The organism is Sodalis sp. RH21 (genome assembly GCF_047324175.1).
In the GTDB taxonomy this organism is placed as follows: domain Bacteria; phylum Pseudomonadota; class Gammaproteobacteria; order Enterobacterales; family Enterobacteriaceae; genus Acerihabitans.
In genome coordinates, this window is sequence record NZ_CP178732.1 from 3,967,226 (window position 1) to 3,985,061 (window position 17,836).

At 56.6% G+C, this 17,836-nt stretch carries 12 protein-coding genes; 5 read left to right on the forward strand and 7 right to left on the reverse strand.

The window, feature by feature from the left end; all coding sequences use genetic code 11:
- Window positions 1-5 precede the first annotated feature (5 nt).
- The gene (gene rlmKL / locus ACL2XP_RS18340; protein WP_413734448.1) at window positions 6-2,129 is read right to left on the reverse strand and encodes a bifunctional 23S rRNA (guanine(2069)-N(7))-methyltransferase RlmK/23S rRNA (guanine(2445)-N(2))-methyltransferase RlmL; all 2,124 of its coding nucleotides are present in this window, start codon (window positions 2,127-2,129) and stop codon (window positions 6-8) included.
- 102 nt (window positions 2,130-2,231) lie between these two features.
- Between rlmKL and ACL2XP_RS18345 the strand changes: the two genes are divergently transcribed.
- Window positions 2,232-3,335: a YcbX family protein gene (locus ACL2XP_RS18345; protein WP_413734450.1), complete on the forward strand. Its 1,104-nt coding sequence runs from the start codon at window positions 2,232-2,234 to the stop codon at window positions 3,333-3,335.
- A 63-nt stretch (window positions 3,336-3,398) separates the two neighbouring features.
- Here ACL2XP_RS18345 and ACL2XP_RS18350 read toward each other — a convergent pair whose 3' ends face one another.
- From ACL2XP_RS18350 to pepN, 3 genes are all read right to left on the reverse strand, one after another.
- The gene (locus ACL2XP_RS18350) at window positions 3,399-3,947 is read right to left on the reverse strand and encodes a cell division protein ZapC (RefSeq protein WP_413734451.1); all 549 of its coding nucleotides are present in this window, start codon (window positions 3,945-3,947) and stop codon (window positions 3,399-3,401) included.
- Between the two features lie 167 nt (window positions 3,948-4,114).
- Window positions 4,115-5,125: a quinone-dependent dihydroorotate dehydrogenase gene (pyrD, locus tag ACL2XP_RS18355; protein WP_413734452.1), complete on the reverse strand. Its 1,011-nt coding sequence runs from the start codon at window positions 5,123-5,125 to the stop codon at window positions 4,115-4,117.
- A gap of 715 nt (window positions 5,126-5,840) precedes the next feature.
- Window positions 5,841-8,459, reverse strand: coding sequence for an aminopeptidase N (pepN, locus tag ACL2XP_RS18360; protein WP_413734453.1), 2,619 nt, complete (start codon window positions 8,457-8,459; stop codon window positions 5,841-5,843).
- A 306-nt stretch (window positions 8,460-8,765) separates the two neighbouring features.
- Here pepN and pncB point away from each other — a divergent pair, with 306 nt between their 5' ends.
- The 4 genes from pncB (at window position 8,766) to ACL2XP_RS18380 (ending at window position 14,430) form a co-directional block, all read left to right on the forward strand.
- Window positions 8,766-9,971: a nicotinate phosphoribosyltransferase gene (gene pncB / locus ACL2XP_RS18365; protein ID WP_413734454.1), complete on the forward strand. Its 1,206-nt coding sequence runs from the start codon at window positions 8,766-8,768 to the stop codon at window positions 9,969-9,971.
- Between the two features lie 226 nt (window positions 9,972-10,197).
- Window positions 10,198-11,598 carry an asparagine--tRNA ligase gene (asnS, locus tag ACL2XP_RS18370; protein WP_413734455.1) on the forward strand — a complete coding sequence of 467 codons (1,401 nt, stop codon included), beginning with the start codon at window positions 10,198-10,200 and terminating at the stop codon, window positions 11,596-11,598.
- Window positions 11,599-11,898: 300 nt separating this feature from the next.
- A complete protein-coding gene (ompF, locus tag ACL2XP_RS18375; protein WP_413734457.1) occupies window positions 11,899-13,011 on the forward strand; it encodes a porin OmpF in 1,113 nt (370 codons plus the stop codon).
- A 228-nt stretch (window positions 13,012-13,239) separates the two neighbouring features.
- Window positions 13,240-14,430 carry an amino acid aminotransferase gene (locus ACL2XP_RS18380; protein ID WP_413734459.1) on the forward strand — a complete coding sequence of 397 codons (1,191 nt, stop codon included), beginning with the start codon at window positions 13,240-13,242 and terminating at the stop codon, window positions 14,428-14,430.
- A gap of 66 nt (window positions 14,431-14,496) precedes the next feature.
- Here the strand turns inward: ACL2XP_RS18380 and ACL2XP_RS18385 are convergent, their stop codons facing one another.
- From ACL2XP_RS18385 to ldtD, 3 genes are all read right to left on the reverse strand, one after another.
- Complete coding sequence (locus ACL2XP_RS18385; protein ID WP_413734460.1) at window positions 14,497-15,126, reverse strand: MBL fold metallo-hydrolase; 630 nt, start codon at window positions 15,124-15,126, stop codon at window positions 14,497-14,499.
- Window positions 15,127-15,210: 84 nt separating this feature from the next.
- A complete protein-coding gene (locus tag ACL2XP_RS18390) occupies window positions 15,211-15,759 on the reverse strand; it encodes a DUF882 domain-containing protein (protein ID WP_413734461.1) in 549 nt (182 codons plus the stop codon).
- A gap of 180 nt (window positions 15,760-15,939) precedes the next feature.
- Window positions 15,940-17,739: a L,D-transpeptidase gene (gene ldtD / locus ACL2XP_RS18395; RefSeq protein ID WP_413734462.1), complete on the reverse strand. Its 1,800-nt coding sequence runs from the start codon at window positions 17,737-17,739 to the stop codon at window positions 15,940-15,942.
- Window positions 17,740-17,836 lie beyond the last annotated feature (97 nt).

A 17,836-nucleotide genomic window follows, 5' to 3' on the forward strand; every position in this document is an offset into this window, starting at 1 on the left:
GGCGTTTATTGATCCTGATCTGCATGGCTTATCAGCCAGCTATTGTGAATATGGCGATTACGGGCGAAATCCTGGGAGCGGGTACGCTCGGTGATGGACTCCGCCTTCAGGCCCAGGGCCTGTAATCCTTCGGTATCCAATTGGAAACCGCGTTTATTGTTGGAAAACATAATGGTACCGCCCGCACGCAGCAATCTTTTCAGATCCTTCATTAACAGCAGGTGATCCCGCTGCACGTCGAAGCTCTCCGACATGCGTTTTGAATTGGAGAATGTCGGCGGATCGATAAAAATCAGATCGAAGGTTTCATCCGACAGTTCAAGCCAGGACAGGCAATCCGCCTGGATCAGGCGGTGCTGCTTGCCCACCAGCCCGTTGCTGCGCAGATTTTTCTCCGCCCATTCCAGATATGTGCGCGACATATCCACCGACGTGGTGGTGCGCGCCCCGCCGATGCCGGCGTGCACGCTGGCGCTGCCGGTATACGCAAACAAATTGAGGAAATCTTTGCCGCGGCTCATCTCGCCCAGCATTTTACGGGCGATGCGATGATCGAGAAATAAACCGGTATCCAGATAGTCGGTGAGATTCACCCATAATTTGGCGTCATACTCATCCACCAGCAAAAACTCGCCCTTTTGCGCCAGCTTCTCATACTGGTTTTTGCCTTTCTGGCGTTCCCTGGCCTTCACCACCAGTTGGCTGGGGGGAATGCCGAGTACCGCGAGCGTGGCGGCGATAGCGTCGTACAGCCGCTGGCGCGCCTTCTCCGGCTCGATGGTTTTGGGCGCCACGTACTCCTGGATCACCACCCATGAACCGTAGCGGTCGATAGCCACATTATATTCCGGCAAGTCGGCGTCATAGAGGCGATAGCAATCCAGATGCTGCTTGGCGGCCCACTTCTCCAGGCCGCGGATATTCTTGCGCAGCCGGTTGGCGAAATCCGGCGCCACGCCCGCGGAGGACGGCACGACATTGGGCACATCCGCCAGCAGATAGTTTTTCTGTTCGCAGTCCAGCGGGCCGTTCTTGGCTTTAAACGAGCGCTCGGCCCGCAGTTGCAACGCGCTCAGCAATACCGGCGAGGCGCTGAACAGCGACAGCCGCCAGCCGCCGAACTGGCTTTTCATAATGCGGCCCAGTTGGTTATACAGCGCGATCAGCGCCGGTTCGCTCTCCAGGCGCTCGCCGTAGGGAGGATTGCTGACCACGGTGCCGCGCGGACCATCGGGCAATGGATTGGTTAAATTGGCCACGTCATCGACCGTAAACGCGATCAACCCGGCGACGCCGGCGTGGTGGGCGTTGGCCCGCGCTTTTTCCAATACCCGCGCATCGTTGTCCGACCCGAAAAAAAGCGCGGAGGTCTGGCCCAGGCCCAGGCGGGCGCGCTCGCGGGCGGCGCCTAGCACGTCCTGCCACAAGGGTTCGTTATGCCCGCGCCAGGCCAGGAAACCCCACTGCCGGCGCAGCAGGCCGGGGGCCCGATCCGCCGCCATCAGCGCCGCTTCAATCAGTAATGTGCCGGAACCGCACATGGGGTCGAGCAGCGGCGTGCCCGCCTGCCACCCCGAGCGCTGCACGATGGCGGCAGCCAGATTCTCCTTGAGGGGCGCCTGGCCCGCCCCGTCGCGATAGCCGCGCTGGTGCAAGCCGCCGCCGCTGAGATCCAGGGAAACGATGGCGCGATCGCGATGCAAAAATACCTGCACCCGGATATCCGGCTGCTGTTTGGCCACGTCGGGCCGCTGCTGCAGGGCATGGGTAAAACTGTCGACGATGGCGTCTTTAACGCGCAGGGTGCCGTACTGGCTATTGCGGATAGCGTCGTTGGTGCCGCTGAAATGCACCGCGAAACTTTTATCCACCGGGAAGATCGCCGGCCAGTCGATGGCCTGAACCCCCTGGTAGAGGTCATCGTCGCTCAAAACATCGAAGTCGTTAAGCGGCAGTAAAATGCGCGAGGCCAGGCGGCTCCAGAGAAGGCTCTGATAAAGCAGCCGGTCGTCTCCCTGGAAATGCACCCCGCCCAACGCTATTTTACAGTCGAGGGCACCCAGTGCTTCCAGCTCGCTTTTTAACAGCTCTTCCAAACCTTGTGCCGTACTGGCAAACAGTGCATTCATCGGGTCACTTATCATCAAAAAAGAAAATCGTTGCGCATTATAGCTAATCGCGGGCCATTGTCATAAAGTTGGCCCAAGAGAAATATCCGGCAGGGAGGCAAAATGGTGAGTCTGGCGCGGTTATATATTCATCCGGTGAAATCAATGCGCGGCTTGCAGGTTTCCCATGCGTTGGTCGATGCCGCAGGACTGGCGTTCGACCGGGTATTCATGATTACCGAAACGGACGGGACCTTTATCACCGCGCGCCAATACCCGCAAATGGTCCTGTTCACCCCGGTAATGATACAAAACGGCCTGCACCTGGGCGCGCCCGATGGCCAAAGCGCCACGGTGCGGTTCGCCGATTTTGCCGCCGACGGCCACCCTACAGAAGTATGGGGCAATCATTTTACCGCGTATACGGCTCCCGAGGCCATCAATAACTGGTTAAGCGGTTATTTTGATCGCCCGGTGCAGCTGCGCTGGACCGGCGAACGCACCACCCGGCGGGTGAAATCCCTGCCGGAAATACCGCTGTCATTCGCCGACGGATATCCCTTCCTGCTCATCGGCGAGGCTTCGTTTCTCGATGTGCAAAAACGCTGCCCCGCCGGTATTAAGCTGGCCCAGTTCCGGCCGAATCTGGTCGTGAGCGGCACCGCCGCGTTTGAAGAAGATCGCTGGCGGCTTATCCGCATCGGCGCCGTCGAATTCGAGCTGGTCAAGCCTTGCAGCCGCTGCGTGCTGACCACCGTCAGCGTGGAGCAAGGCCGCAAGCATCCCGCAACGGAACCGCTGCGTACGCTCCAGGGATATCGGACCGCTGAAAATGGGGACGTGGACTTCGGGCAAAACCTGATCGCCCGCACCGGCGGCATTATCCGGGTCGGCGATAAAGTCGAGGTACTGGCGCTGCGGGAACCGCGGCGTTATGGCCGCGGCGAGGTAACCGAAACATTACCCGTGCCGCAAGCCGGCGAACAGCGGGTAACCATTGACTATCAGGGACAGGCGTTCAGCGGCAACAACCAGCAGATTTTACTGGAGCAATTGGAGCAGCAGGGAATCCGTATCCCCTATTCATGCCGCGCGGGCATCTGCGGCACCTGCAAGGTCAAGCTGCTGGCGGGCGAGGTCACGCCCCTGAAAGCCAGCGCGGTCGCACAACCGGGGCTGGTACTGACCTGTAGCTGTATCCCCGCCGGCGATATCCGCCTGGAATGAAGCAACGCGGGCAGCATCCGATTGACCCGGACCGGGGGAAGCAAACACCCCGCCGCCGGCGATTTACACCGCCGCGGCGTACACCATTTCATCCTGCTGCGGGTAAGGCAACAAACGGTCATGCATGATTTTGATGGCATCGCCGAGCACGAGTTTGCGCGCCGCCAGGGTCAGCTGCGCCTGGGCCAGCACGCACAGACTGGCGTTATCGCCCGCCTCCGCCACCAGCAGACGCGCATATTCGCCGTTGTCGTTCAGGCGCACCAGCACATCATCGCCCAAAACCGGATGCCAATTCAGCGGCGTGCGCTGCGGCTGGAAATGCCAGCTCTTGGGCATCAGCGGTTTAAGAAAACGCAGCGCCACCAGGGCGTTGAGAATCAGCTCCGCCCGTTGCTCTTCCTTTAACGGCAAGACGCGGCACTTATCGGCGAAGGTATAATACAGTGCGGCATCATCCACGCAGAACACCGTTTCGCTGAATGCATCGGGCGTCAACGCTTTCGCGCCGAAGCGCGAGCGGAATATCATGCCATCAGCGAGATCCAGCATCATCCGATCGTGCTCAGCATCAAAAAACCAACGCCAATTATCCCCGGGAGTGATTTTCATCTTTAATCCTTTCATCACGTCGCTATCGCTTGGGAAATATCCGGTAAACACTCTATCTATTACTACCAGAAAATAAATCTAAGGATAAATTAACAGCAAACGGATAAAAGATAAACGAGCCTAATGGATAAATAAACCCCTTTGGCCCGTTAATTGGCTAAAAACCTTCAAATATGAGTAACAATATCTTTAATCAGCTGGGGACCGTGATAAATGAAGCCGGAATATATTTGAATCAGCGCAGCGCCGGCCGCCATTTTTTCCCGCGCCGCCACCAGTGAATCGATGCCGCCCACGCCGATTATCGGCAATTTGCCGTTTAATTCACGGGACAAGCGTCGAATCACTTCCGTGCTGCGGGACTGTAAGGGACGGCCGCTCAATCCGCCGGTCTCGTTACTATGGGCGATACCCTGCACCAAATCTCTTTGGATGGTGGTGTTAGTGGCGATCACCCCGTCGATATTATGGCGCACCAAACTATCGGCAACCTGCGCCAACTCATCATCGGTCAGGTCGGGGGCTATTTTAACCGCCACCGGAACATATTTATGATGATAGGCTTGCAGCTCGGCCTGCTTATTTTTAATCGCCAGCAGAAGATCGTCGAGGGCCTCGCCGAATTGCAGCGTACGCAAGCCGGGGGTATTGGGTGACGAAATGTTTATCGCTATATATCCCGCATACGGATATATCTTCGCCATACACGTCAGATAATCATCCTTGCCCTGCTCTACCGGCGTGGCCTTATTTTTGCCGATATTAATGCCCAACACGCCGCCGAAATGGGATTTCTTAACGTTTTCAACCAGATAATCAACGCCTTTATTATTAAATCCCATCCGGTTAATCAACCCCTGCGCCGCCACCAGGCGGAACAGACGCGGTTTATCGTTGCCGGGCTGGGGCCGGGGCGTCACCGTACCAACCTCGATAAAACCAAAACCCATCGCGCCCAGGGCATCGATACAATCACCGTCCTTATCCAGGCCGGCCGCCAGACCCAGCGGGTTTTTAAACGTTATCCCCATACAATTAACCGGCTTGGCCGGCACCGACTGGCGTACCAGAAACTCCAATGGCGTTCCGCTAATACGGCCAAGCTGCTGAAAGGTGAGTTCGTGCGCGCGTTCCGGGTCGAGCTGAAACAGGGCCTGTTTAATGAGGGGATAAAACATATCGTCTCCTGATATCCCGTGGACAACCGGGGCGGTATTATCGGGTATCAATCGGTGAAAAGAAATCAAAGCCGAAAAAAAAGCGCGATTGATCGCGCCAGATCAAATAAAGCGCTCGCGGCAAGCCCGCCATCACCGAACCCGCTACGAGCCCTGTTAAAGGGGAGCATGCCAGTGGGGCCGAAGCAGCCCTTTTTCAGGCTGCCCGAGCGCCCCACGGCATGGTAGACCCGCCATCACCCAAGCCAGCCGCAAGCCCTGTTCAAGGGAAAGCGCGCCGTAGGGGTTGAGGCGGCCATTTCCCTGGCCGTCCGACGCCCCTTGGCACGCTAAGCCCGCCATCACCCAAGCCGGCAGCAAGCCCTGTTCAAGGGGAGCATGCCATTGGGGCCGAAGCAGCCCTTTTTCAGCCTGCCCGAGCGCCCCACGGCATGGTAGACCCGCTATCACCCAAGCCGGCAGCAAGCCCTGTTAAAGGGAAAGCGCGCCGTAGGGGTTGAGGCGGCCATTTCCCTGGCCGTCCGACGCCCCTTGGCGCGCTAAGCCCGCCATCACCCAAGCCGGCAGCAAGCCCTGTTAAAGGGGGAGCATGCCAGTGGGGCCGAAGCAGCCCTTTTTCAGGCTGCCCGAGCGCCCCGCGGCATGGTAGACCCGCTATCACCCAAGCCGGCAGCAAGCCCTGTTCAAGGGAAAGCGCGCCATGCCTTCCTTACTGCTACTGCTGCCCCAGCGCCTTGGCAATCTTCTCATACAAATCGCCCGACAAATTCGGCAACGCCTGCAACCGCCCCAGCGCCTCGCGCATCAACACCTGGCGCGGCTCATCATACCGCCGCAACCGGATCAGCGGCTCAATCAACCTCGCCGCCACCTGCGGATTACGCGTATTAAGCTCAATCAAAATCTCCGCCAAGAACCGATAACCACTGCCATCGGGCGCATGGAACGCCGCCGGATTACCCGAAGCAAACGCGCCGATCAACGCCCGGATCCGATTGGGATTATTCAAACTGAAAGAACGATGGTTCAGCAACAGCTTAACCTGATTAAGCGCATCCTCCGCCGGACTGGTGGCTTGCAGAGTAAACCACTTATCCATCACCAGACCATCATGATGCCAGCGCTCATCGAACTCCGACAACAGCGTCGCCTGGCACGGCAACTGCGCCGCCACGGCGGCTGTCATCGCCGCCAGCGCATCGGTCATATTATCCGCCGCGTGATACTGCGCGGTGGTCAACCTGACCGCCCGGTCATGATCGCCAAACGCCAGATAAAACAGGCAAATATTCCGCAGGGCGCGCTTGCCGATATCCGCATGCTCCACGCGGTACCCGGCGGTTTTATTCGCCAGATACACCGCCAGCAGTTCATCCTCAAGCTCCACGGCCAGACAACGGATCAACGCCTCATGCACCCCATGGATAGCCGTCGGGTCGATAACACCAAACAATTCGGCCATCTCATTCTCGCCGGGCAGCGTCAGAATTTGCGCCGCCAGCGCCGGGTCCAGCCGCGGATCGAGCAAAATACCGCGGAACGCATCGGCCACATGCAGCGGCAGCGTCAGCGGCTGGCCCTGGCTAAAGCGCGCCACGCTCAGCCGGATATAAATAGACAACAAACTCTGCGCGGCATCCCAGCGTGAAAACTCATCGGTGGCAAAACGCATCAACAGGGTCAGTTGCTGATCGCTATACGGATAATCCAGCTTAACCGGCGCGGAGAAACCGCGCAGCAATGACGGAACCGGCAGCGAAGGCACCTCATCGAAAATAAACGTCTGCACCCCGTCGGTAATATTCAACACATTCGCCACCGCCTGGCCATCGCGCCGCAGGGGAATGACCCGGCCATCCACATCATAAAGTTCAATATCGAGCGGAATATGCAACGGCAGCTTTTCGGCCTGGTCGGCGGTCGGCGGCGTTGACTGGCTGACATGCAGCTGATATTGGCGCAGCTCGGGATTGTAATCATCGCGCACCGCCAGGACCGGCGTGCCGGACTGGCTGTACCAGCGGCGGAATTGGGTCAGGTCGATGCCTGACGCCTGCTCCATGGCGTCGACGAAATCGTCGCAGGTCGCGGCGCTGCCGTCATGGCGCTCCACATAAAGCCGCATGCCCGCCTGGAATTTATCTTCGCCCAGCAGCGTATGCAGCATACGGATCACTTCGGCGCCTTTTTCATACACCGTCACGGTGTAGAAATTGTTCATCTCGATGACTTTATCGGGGCGGATCGGATGCGCCATCGGGCTGGCGTCCTCGGCGAACTGCGAACCGCGCATCACGCGCACATTGCTGATGCGGTTTACCGGACGCGAACCCAGATCGGCGCTGAATTCCTGATCGCGGAACACCGTCAGGCCTTCTTTGAGGCTCAGTTGAAACCAGTCCCGGCAGGTAATGCGATTACCGGTCCAATTATGGAAGTATTCGTGACCGATAACCCGTTCGATATTCAAATAATCGGCATCGGTGGCGGTTTCAGCCTTGGCCAGCACGTATTTCGAATTGAAAACGTTCAGCCCTTTGTTTTCCATGGCGCCCATATTAAAGAAATCGACGGCGACGATCATGAAAATATCCAGATCGTACTCCAGGCCAAAACGGGTTTCATCCCAGCGCATGGATTGCTTGAGCGAGATCATGGCCCAGTCGGCGCGATCGAGATTACCGCGATCGACAAACAGCTCCAGCGCCACCTGCCGGCCGGAGCGCGTAGTGAAACTATCGCGCAGCACATCGAAATCGCCGGCCACCAGGGCGAACAAATAACAGGGTTTCGGGAACGGGTCCTGCCACACCACCCAATGGCGGCCGTCGCCCATCTCGCCCGAGTCGATGCGGTTGCCATTGGACAGCAGGAAAGGATAACGGTCCCGATCGGCAACGATGCGGGTGGTAAAGCGCGCCAGCACATCGGGCCGATCCAGATAAAAAGTGATATGTCTAAAGCCTTCCGCCTCGCACTGGGTGCACAGCGCGTTGCCGGACAGATACAATCCTTCCAGGGCGGAATTTTGATTGGGATGAATGACATTAACGATGGTTAAGGTAAAGGCGCCCGGCAACTGTTCAATCACCAGGCCAGCCTCTTCCTGGCGGTAATGGGACCACTGCTGGCCGTCAATGCTTAGACTGAGCAGCTCCAGGTCTTCGCCGTTTAACAGCAAAGGCGCCCCCGGTTGGCCACGCCTTACGACTTTACTGACCGCCGTTACCGTGGTGGTTTCGGCGTCAAGATCAAATTCCAGGCTGATATCGGTGATGGTATAATCCGGCGCACGATAATCATGGCGGTATTTCACTAGCGGCTGTTGAGTCATAATTAACCTTTTGGCATCGTAATTGATTTCTTTGTGATAATACTATTCCTGTTAAGGCAATGTTGCCATTGTTAAGCCAAGAGGCCCATCAAAAGCGGAACGCTCGGGATTAATCGGTCTTTATTTATGCGATTGTCGGCCGCGATGGCGATTATTTACCCGGGAACGGCACGTTTAAGCCTCGACGTTAGAACGCCATTTATGATTTGATATGACTACACTTACAGAATAAGCCGGGTACACTTCAGTCGATTTGCCATTTATCCGACTGTATTTATGTGTCGCAAGAGGATGCTGTAACGCACCATGAATTTAGCCACTGACCCGATTTTAACGTCGCTACTTGACACCGACGCCTATAAACTGCACATGCAACAGGCGGTCTTTCATCGATATTACGATGTTACCGTCACCGCCGAATTCCGCTGCCGGGGCGACGACCTGTTGGGAGAATACGCCAGCGATATCAGCGCGCAAATCGATCTGATGCAAAATTTGGCGCTGCGCGACGAGGAGCTTACTTTTCTTGCCGGCCTGCCGTTTTTTCATCAAGATTATTTGGCGTGGCTGCGAACCTTTCGGTTTGATCCCCGCCAGGTCAAGGTGCGCAACCATAATGGCAAATTGGACATCCGCATTACCGGCCCCTGGCGGGAAGTGATCCTGTGGGAAGTCCCGCTGCTGGCGGTGATAAGCGAAGTGATTCACCGGCGGCGCTCGCCGTTTAATGTGCGCGAGATGGCCCTGGCCCAACTGAGGCAAAAGCTGCGCCGCTTCCACGATCTCAGCCAGGACGTGGATATTTCGCGTTTTAAGTTAATGGATTTCGGCACCCGCCGGCGCTTCTCGCGGCAGGTGCAGTCAGATGTGGTCGCCGAGCTTCAGCGCGACTTTCCTTATCTGATCGGCACCAGCAATTATGATTTGGCGCGGCGGCTGGCGCTGACGCCGGTGGGCACCCAGGCCCATGAATGGTTCCAGGCCCACCAGCAGATCAGCCCCACGCTGGCCAATAGCCAGCGGGCCGCCTTGCGGGCCTGGCTGGATGAATATCCCGATCAATTGGGCATCGCCTTAACCGACTGCATTACCATGGATGCCTTTTTACGGGATTTCGACCTGGGGTTCGCGCAGCGCTATCAGGGGCTGCGCCATGACTCCGGCGATCCGGTGGAATGGGGTGAGAAGGCTATCGCCCATTACCAGAAGCTGGGTATCGATCCCATGACCAAAACCCTGGTGTTTTCCGATAGCCTGGATTTCGGCCAGGCCCTGGCGTTGTACCGCCACTTCTGGCAGCGGGTCAACCTGGTGTTCGGCATCGGCACCAAGCTCACCTGCGATATTCCGGGCGTAAAGCCGCTCAATATCGTGATCAAACTGGTGGAATGCAACGGCAGGCCGGTCGCCAAACTCTCGGACAGTCCCGGTAAAAGCATGTGCCAGGACAAAGACTTCATCCTGGCGCTGCGCAAAGCCTTTGATGTGCCCCTGGTCAGGAAAGCCAGCTGACCCGCGACCGTTTTGCGCGCCGGCCGGACGCAATTTACCTACCGCGCCGGAAACCCTTCCGGCGCAAAATGCTCCCTGACTACCCTCTTTTTGACCCTGGCGATGAAATCTCTCATTAAAATGACGATTTTCGCTTGTGTCCTTCTGTCTGCCAAGTAACATATTACAGCTTTCGCATCGGCGATAATGTCCAACCCCACATCACAATGAGTTAAGAGAGTAATCTATGAGCGTAGTGCCTGTAGTCGACGTACTGCAAGGGCGCATACCCGCTGACAGTGAAGTCACTGTACATGGTTGGGTGCGTACCCGGAGAGATTCTAAAGCCGGCATCTCCTTTCTCGCCGTCTATGACGGCTCCTGCTTTGATCCATTACAGGCTGTCATAAATAATACTCTGCCCAATTATAAAACTGACGTGTTGCACCTGACCACCGGTTGCTCGGTGGCGGTGACGGGGCGGGTAACCGAATCCCTGGGCGGCGGCCAGCGTTATGAAATCCAGGCGCAAACGGTGGAAGTGCTGGGCTGGGTGGACGATCCGGATACCTATCCGATGGCCGCGAAACGGCACAGCGTGGAATATTTGCGTGAAGTGGCGCACCTGCGTCCGCGCACCAATATGATCGGCGCCGTGGCCCGCGTGCGTCATACCCTGGCCCAGGCGATCCACCGGTTTATGCATGAGCGCGGTTTTTTCTGGGTGTCCACCCCGCTGATTACCGCCTCGGACGCCGAGGGCGCGGGCGAAATGTTCCGGGTGTCCACCCTGGATATCGAAAACCTGCCGCGCACCCCCCAGGGCAAGGTGGATTTTGAACAGGATTTCTTCGGCAAAGAGGCCTTCCTGACCGTTTCCGGCCAGTTGAACGCCGAAACCTACGCCTGCGCCCTGTCCAAGGTTTACACCTTCGGCCCGACCTTCCGCGCCGAAAACTCCAATACCAGCCGCCATTTGGCCGAATTCTGGATGGTGGAGCCGGAAGTGGCGTTCGCCAATCTCGACGATGTGGCCGGGCTGGCGGAAGCGTTGCTGAAATATGTTTTCCAGGCCGTATTAACCGAACGCGCGGACGATATGAAGTTTTTTGCCGAACGGGTGGATAAAGAAGCCATTACCCGCCTGGAGCAATTCGTATCATCAGATTTTGCCCAGGTGGATTACACCGAGGCGGTGGAGATTTTGCTGGCGTCCGGCCAGAAGTTCGAGAATCCGGTGTCATGGGGGATCGATCTTTCTTCCGAACACGAGCGCTACCTGGCGGAGAAACATTTCAAGGCGCCGGTGGTGGTGAAAAACTATCCGAAAGACATCAAAGCCTTCTATATGCGCATGAATGACGATGGCAAAACCGTCGCCGCCATGGATGTCCTGGCGCCGGGCATCGGCGAAATCATCGGGGGTTCACAGCGCGAAGAGCGTCTGGACCGCCTGGATCAGCGCCTGGCGGAAATGGGCTTGAATAAAGAAGATTATTGGTGGTATCGCGATTTGCGCCGCTACGGCACGGTGCCGCATTCTGGTTTTGGGCTGGGTTTCGAACGTTTGATCGTTTATGTCACAGGAATGCAAAATATCCGTGACGTAATCCCGTTCCCGCGCAGCCCTCGCAGCGCCAATTTCTGATTTTCTTCTTAAAATATAAGAAAAACATATATATAACTTCTAAAGGCCAGCTATGCTGGCCTTTATCTTTTCAAACTTTGAGTTCTCTCACAAAGTTCCGTAAAATTTACATTTTGCAACACTCCGTTTCTCACTGAAACATTATTGCGACCTTTGTAGCATTTTCGGTGTGGATTAACAGGTCCACGAATGGAACACTGCGTGCAGACACAGGAAGACACCAAACTCTCAATAATGTTTCATAAAGAAATATTAGCGGCAGTGGCAGGTGTCCGAATAACACCAATGAGGGTAGTAATAATGATGAAGCGCAATCTTCTTGCAGTGGTAATTCCGGCCTTATTGGCTGCAGGCGCGGCCAATGCTGCCGAAGTCTATAATAAAGACGGTAATAAACTGGACCTGTACGGTAAAGCTGTCGGTCTGCACTACTTCTCCAGCGATAGCGACGGCGGCTTCGGCGGCGACGGCGATCAGTCTTATGCCCGTCTTGGCTTTAAAGGCGAAACCCAGATCAACGATCAACTGACCGGTTACGGCCAGTGGGAATATCAGTTCAACGCTAACAATACCGAAGGCGGCACGGACCATGTTGACGGCAATAAAACCCGTCTCGGCTTTGCCGGCTTGAAATTCGCCGACTACGGTTCATTCGATTACGGCCGTAACTACGGCGTAGTGTATGACGCATTGGGCTGGACCGATATGCTGCCGGAGTTCGGTGGCGATACCGCGTACACCGATAACTTCTTCGTCGGCCGTACTACCGGCGTGGCGACTTATCGCAACACCAACTTCTTCGGCCTGGCCGACGGCCTGGACTTCGCTCTGCAATATCAGGGCAAGAACGATCGTAGCGATTACGGCCGCGCCAATGGCGACGGTTACGGCGGTTCAGTTTCTTATGTATCACCTATCGGCGTAGGCATCGTCGGCGCATACGCTTCAGGCGACCGTACCAATACTCAGAACGCCGTGCCGGTTGGCCAGGGCGATCGCGCTGAGCAATGGGCGACCTCTCTGAAATATGACGCTAACAACGTGTACCTGGCAGCGACCTACGGTGAAACCCGTAACGCTACCCGCATCACCGTCCCCGGCGGCGTTATTCCCGGAACCGTGGGTGACGTAGCTGGCTTCGCCAACAAAACCCAAGACATTCTGTTAGTCGCCCAGTATCAGTTCGATTTCGGTCTGCGTCCGTCCATCGCTTACGGCCAGTCGAAAGGCAAGGATATCGAAGGTATCGGCGATGCTGACCTGATCAAATACTACGAAATCGGCGCGACTTACTACTTCAACAAAAACATGTCTACCTATGTTGACTACATCATCAACCGTCTTGATGATAACAACGAACTCGGTATTTCCTCTGGCGACACCGTTGCCCTGGGTCTGGTTTACCAGTTCTAAGTCAATACCGCTGTTTTTACGGAGTGACTATGCTGTAAGTATAGCCCGTAAATATAAATACGAATGGCAGGGTTTCCACCCTGCCTTTTTTATGCATCATTATTAGCCATAGTAATATCCCCACCCTCCCCAGCGTTTTTTCTTGCAAACTGTTGGCAAAGCTATCGTCTGGCGGTAACCTGATACTACTCTGTGCTCACCGTTAGTTACCCCCTGGAATCCCTTAACATGTTTGAACATATTCCCTTAGCCGCCGCCGATCCTATCCTTGGTTTACTTGAAATCTTTCGTGCCGATGACCGCCAGAATAAAATCAATTTGGGCATTGGCGTCTATAAAGATGAAACCGGCCAGACGCCGGTGCTGACCAGCGTAAAAAAAGCCGAGCAGCTATTGCTGGAAAACGAAACCACCAAAAATTATCTCGGCATCGACGGCCTGCCGGCCTTCTCCCTGTGCACGCAAAAGCTATTATTCGGCGCTGACAGCGCGCTAATCGCCTCCAAACGCGCCCGTACCGCGCAGACCCCGGGCGGTACCGGCGGTTTACGCGTGGCCGCGGATTTCCTGGCCAAGAATACCGCCACCAAACGCGTGTGGATCAGCAATCCCACCTGGCCGAACCATAAAAACATCTTTGCCGCCGTGGGCCTGGAAACCGCTGATTATGCTTATTACGACGCGGTTAAGCATACGCTGGACTTCGACGGCATGCTTGATAGCCTGCAGCAGGCCGAAGCCGGCGACGTCGTGTTGTTCCACGGCTGCTGCCACAATCCTACCGGCATCGACCCGACGCCGGAGCAATGGCGCACCCTGGCCGAACTGTCGCACAGCAAAGGCTGGCTGCCGCTGTTCGATTTCGCCTATCAGGGGTTTGCCCATGGTCTGGAAGAAGATGCCCAGGGTTTGCGCATCTTTACTGAAAATCATGCGGAAATGATTATCGCCAGTTCCTATTCTAAAAACTTCGGGCTGTACAACGAGCGCGTCGGCGCCTGTACCCTGGTCGCGGCGGACGCGCAGGCGGCGGACAATATCTTCAGCCAGCTGAAATCCTGCATTCGCGCCAACTACTCCAACCCGCCGGCCCACGGCGCCGCCATCGTAGCCACTATTCTGGACAACGAGGCGCTGCGGGCGCTGTGGGAGCAGGAACTGACCGAAATGCGCCAGCGTATCCAGCGCATGCGCCAACTGTTCGTCGCCACGCTCAAAGAAAAAGGCGCACAGCAGGATTTCAGTTTCATCAAAGCGCAAAACGGCATGTTCTCGTTCAGCGGCCTGACCAAAGAGCAGGTCTTACGGCTACGCGGCGAGTTCGGGGTGTATGCCGTTAACTCCGGCCGGGTCAACGTCGCGGGCATGACCACCGATAATATGGCGCAGCTGTGCGAGGCTATCGTCGCGGTACTGTAAACACGTACAACGCTCCATGCAAAAACCGCCCAAAAGGCGGTTTTTTTTTGATTTATAGATGCGGCGTTATCTGAGGAAGGGGTTGGTTTGCCGCTCGTGGCCGAGAGTGGACATCGGGCCATGGCCGGGAATAAAAGCGATATCGTCGCCCAGGGGCAGCAGCTTGGTGCGAATGGAGCTGATTAAATCCTGGTGGTTGCCGCGCGGAAAGTCGCTGCGGCCGACCCCGCCGTAAAACAGCACGTCGCCCATTAGAATAATGTGGGCATCCTGGTTATAAAACACGATATGCCCGGGGGTATGGCCGGGACAGTGCAATACTTCGAAACGTTCTTCGCCTACCGACACCTCGTCACCTTCCGCCAGCCAGCGATCCGGCGTAAAGGGCTGGCAGTCTTCCAGGCCGAACATGCGGCTTTGTTCCGGCAGCCCCGCCAGTAAAAACGCGTCTTCCTGATGAGGGCCGACGATCGGCACCCCGTAATGGGCGGCCAGCTCGGCGGCGGCGCCGACATGGTCCAGATGGCCATGGGTCAGCAAGATTTGCTTTATCGTTACGGGACGCTGCGCGACCTCGCTTATCAGCCTGGCCGCTTCACCACCGGGATCGACCAACGCGGCTTCGCCGGTTTTATCGCACCATACCAACGTACAGTTTTGGCTGAAATCGGTAACCGGGATAATATGGTATTTCATAACGCTCCGTTAAAATCTGACGTAAAAGGTGATTGTCCGCCCGGGCCCGGCGCGATATCCCGGGGCATGGCGACAAACGCGCTTTTACCAGGTTCTCACCGGACCGGTATCAATATGAACGAAATTACTGCTGGGATAATAACCCACCCCGCCCATACGCAACTTCAGCGCCGCTTTGCGGATGTTGCTCAGCTGCAGGCCTTCAATATGAAAATCCATCGCTTTGCCCAGCGTATGGTAACTGTGCTTGGCCACGCCCGAACTGTGCGCGCGCAGCTCATTATTGGTGTCCCGCGAACGGTAGCCCGAGATCAGCTGCACCGGTTTATTGGTATCCAACATCATTTGCAAACGATATATATGATCAAACAAACGCGGATCGATACTCGTCACTTTGTTGGCGCGGTAATCGCGGAAAAAATGGTTCAGCCGGGACAGCTCTTCCGAATTATACCCTTTACCATTGAAGAATTCGGCTTTTAACGTTTCCCCGGTATTAAGATTATTCAGGGAAAGAATACGGGGCCGGGGCGTGGAAAGCGTCGCGAACGAGGTCGCGGGCAACATGGCCAAACCTAAGGTTGCGCAGCTTAACGCCAACATTTTGCGGCGGTGATGATTTATATGATCCATGGGTAATAACCAATCGGCATAAGGGAACAAACGAATTGCACATAAGCGCACCGTCGGGAACCATAACCGCAGTTATTAGCGCAGTCAACCCGCGCATTGTCAAGGTATGCAAAGGCTCACATTTTAACCAGCCGGGTCAGAATTGACCCGGCCGCAAATAATTCTCATTCCTTCAGCGATTTATTGTAGTAGCCGTTCCGCATTGGGTAGGCTTTTCGCCCCGATTTTGATGGTGGAATCATAATTGTAAATATCTGTACGAAATTGCGGTTTACCGTCATCCGCCACCCAGGCGGTCAGATAAAACAGGTTAACCGGGATTTGGTGGCGGATCGGCACATAGGTGGTATTGCCCTGTTTGAGCGTAGCGCTGACCCGGGTATCGCCCCAGCCTGCATCCTGGAGCAGCATATTGGCCAGATCGGACGCTTTGTTCACGCGCACGCAGCCGGAACTCAGGGCCCGCATATCGCTCAGGAACAGATTGTGGTTGGGCGTATCGTGCAGGTAGATGGCATCCGAGCTGGGCATATTGAATTTATAACGTCCCAGGGCATTGTTGACCCCCGGCGCCTGGCGCAGGCGGAACGGAAAGTGCGACGGCGAGATCATGCCCCAATCAAGGGTAGCGGGGTCGATGGCCTCGGCGTCGTTGCTCCAGCCCGATAAGACGGTGAACCCGTTACGCTGGAGATAACCCGGATCGCGCATGGCCTTGGGCACGATGTCCTGGCGGACCAGGGACGTCGGGACATTCCACGGCGGGTTAAGCACCACGCTGCTGAGCGCGCTGCGCATCAACGGCGTTTTGCGGCTCGGGCGCCCCACGATCACCCGCGATGACAGCACTTCGGTGCCCTGATGATAGTAAACCAGGGAGAAGTTGGGGATATTCACCTGGATGCCGGTGTTGATGCGGTTATTAAGCAAACGCAGGCGCTGGATATTCAATGCCAGCAGGGTGACGCGGGTTTGCGGCGACACGTTAAGCCAATCCCTGGTTTGGCGGCCGATAACGCCGTCAGCGGTCAGTCCTTGCCAATTCTGGAAACGTTTGACCGCATCCACCAGATCCGCCGTGAACATTTTGTCCTGGGGATCAACCGTGGCTACCACGGCGGGGTCGGACGTCGAGGCGGAAGGGTTAAGCGAGTCGGCGGCCGGGCTGACCACGACGGATTGCCGGACGTCGGTAACCGGCGGCGGCGTGCGCGCGTCCGCGGGGGCATTATCGGCGGTGGGCAACGGCGCCGCCGGCCCCGGGGTAAGCATGCCGCTGCGGCGCAATATTTCCCGCAATGCCGGAATATCGTCGCTGAGCTGCCCCGGCTTCAAGCTATCTTTCCCATTGAGCTGCGGCCAGGGATGGGTGTCCGTCAGCATGGTTTTCAGGGCCTGGTGCATTTTGGGATACTGGGGATGCTGCGGGGCCAGACCGGCGACGAAACGCAATATGCTGCCGTCGTTCACCGCATGCTGCCAATGTTCGACCGCCAGCGCGGGCGGCGGCGCCAGGCGATAAGTTTGGTTGCCATATAGCCAGGTCTCGCCGTTTTGCTCGACGCCGGCAACGAATTGCAAATAGCCGAGCATGGCATCGGACAAAATAATATCCCGCGCCATGGCGCTGATATCGGGATTGGTCAGCCACTGGGTCCAGGTAATAAACTGCGGCTGCACGCCGGACAGCGCCAGCTCGGCCAATTGCTGCTGGAACTGCTGGACGGCGGCGCGGTCCTGCCACAGCGGCTGGTTATGCCGGGCGGCATACAGCGCCGCCAATTCGCCGGCGTAATAGGGTTTGATTCCGGCGGGCAATACCGTCGATAGCGCGGCGCGGCTATGCCCCAGCGTTTTGGTATCGGGCAGTATCGGGGCCGTGGCCACCTGGGCCCGGGCGGCAATCAGCGGAATCAGGGTCGATGCCAGCAGGCAGCCGATGACCGTACGTCGCCATAACACAGAATTGGTCAGTAACATCCCTTGTCCCCTGTATACAGAATTGTTAATTATTATCGTCTTATTCTTTACACATAACTTTACCCTAGTATATAAGCAGAACGCCAACTCTGCGCTG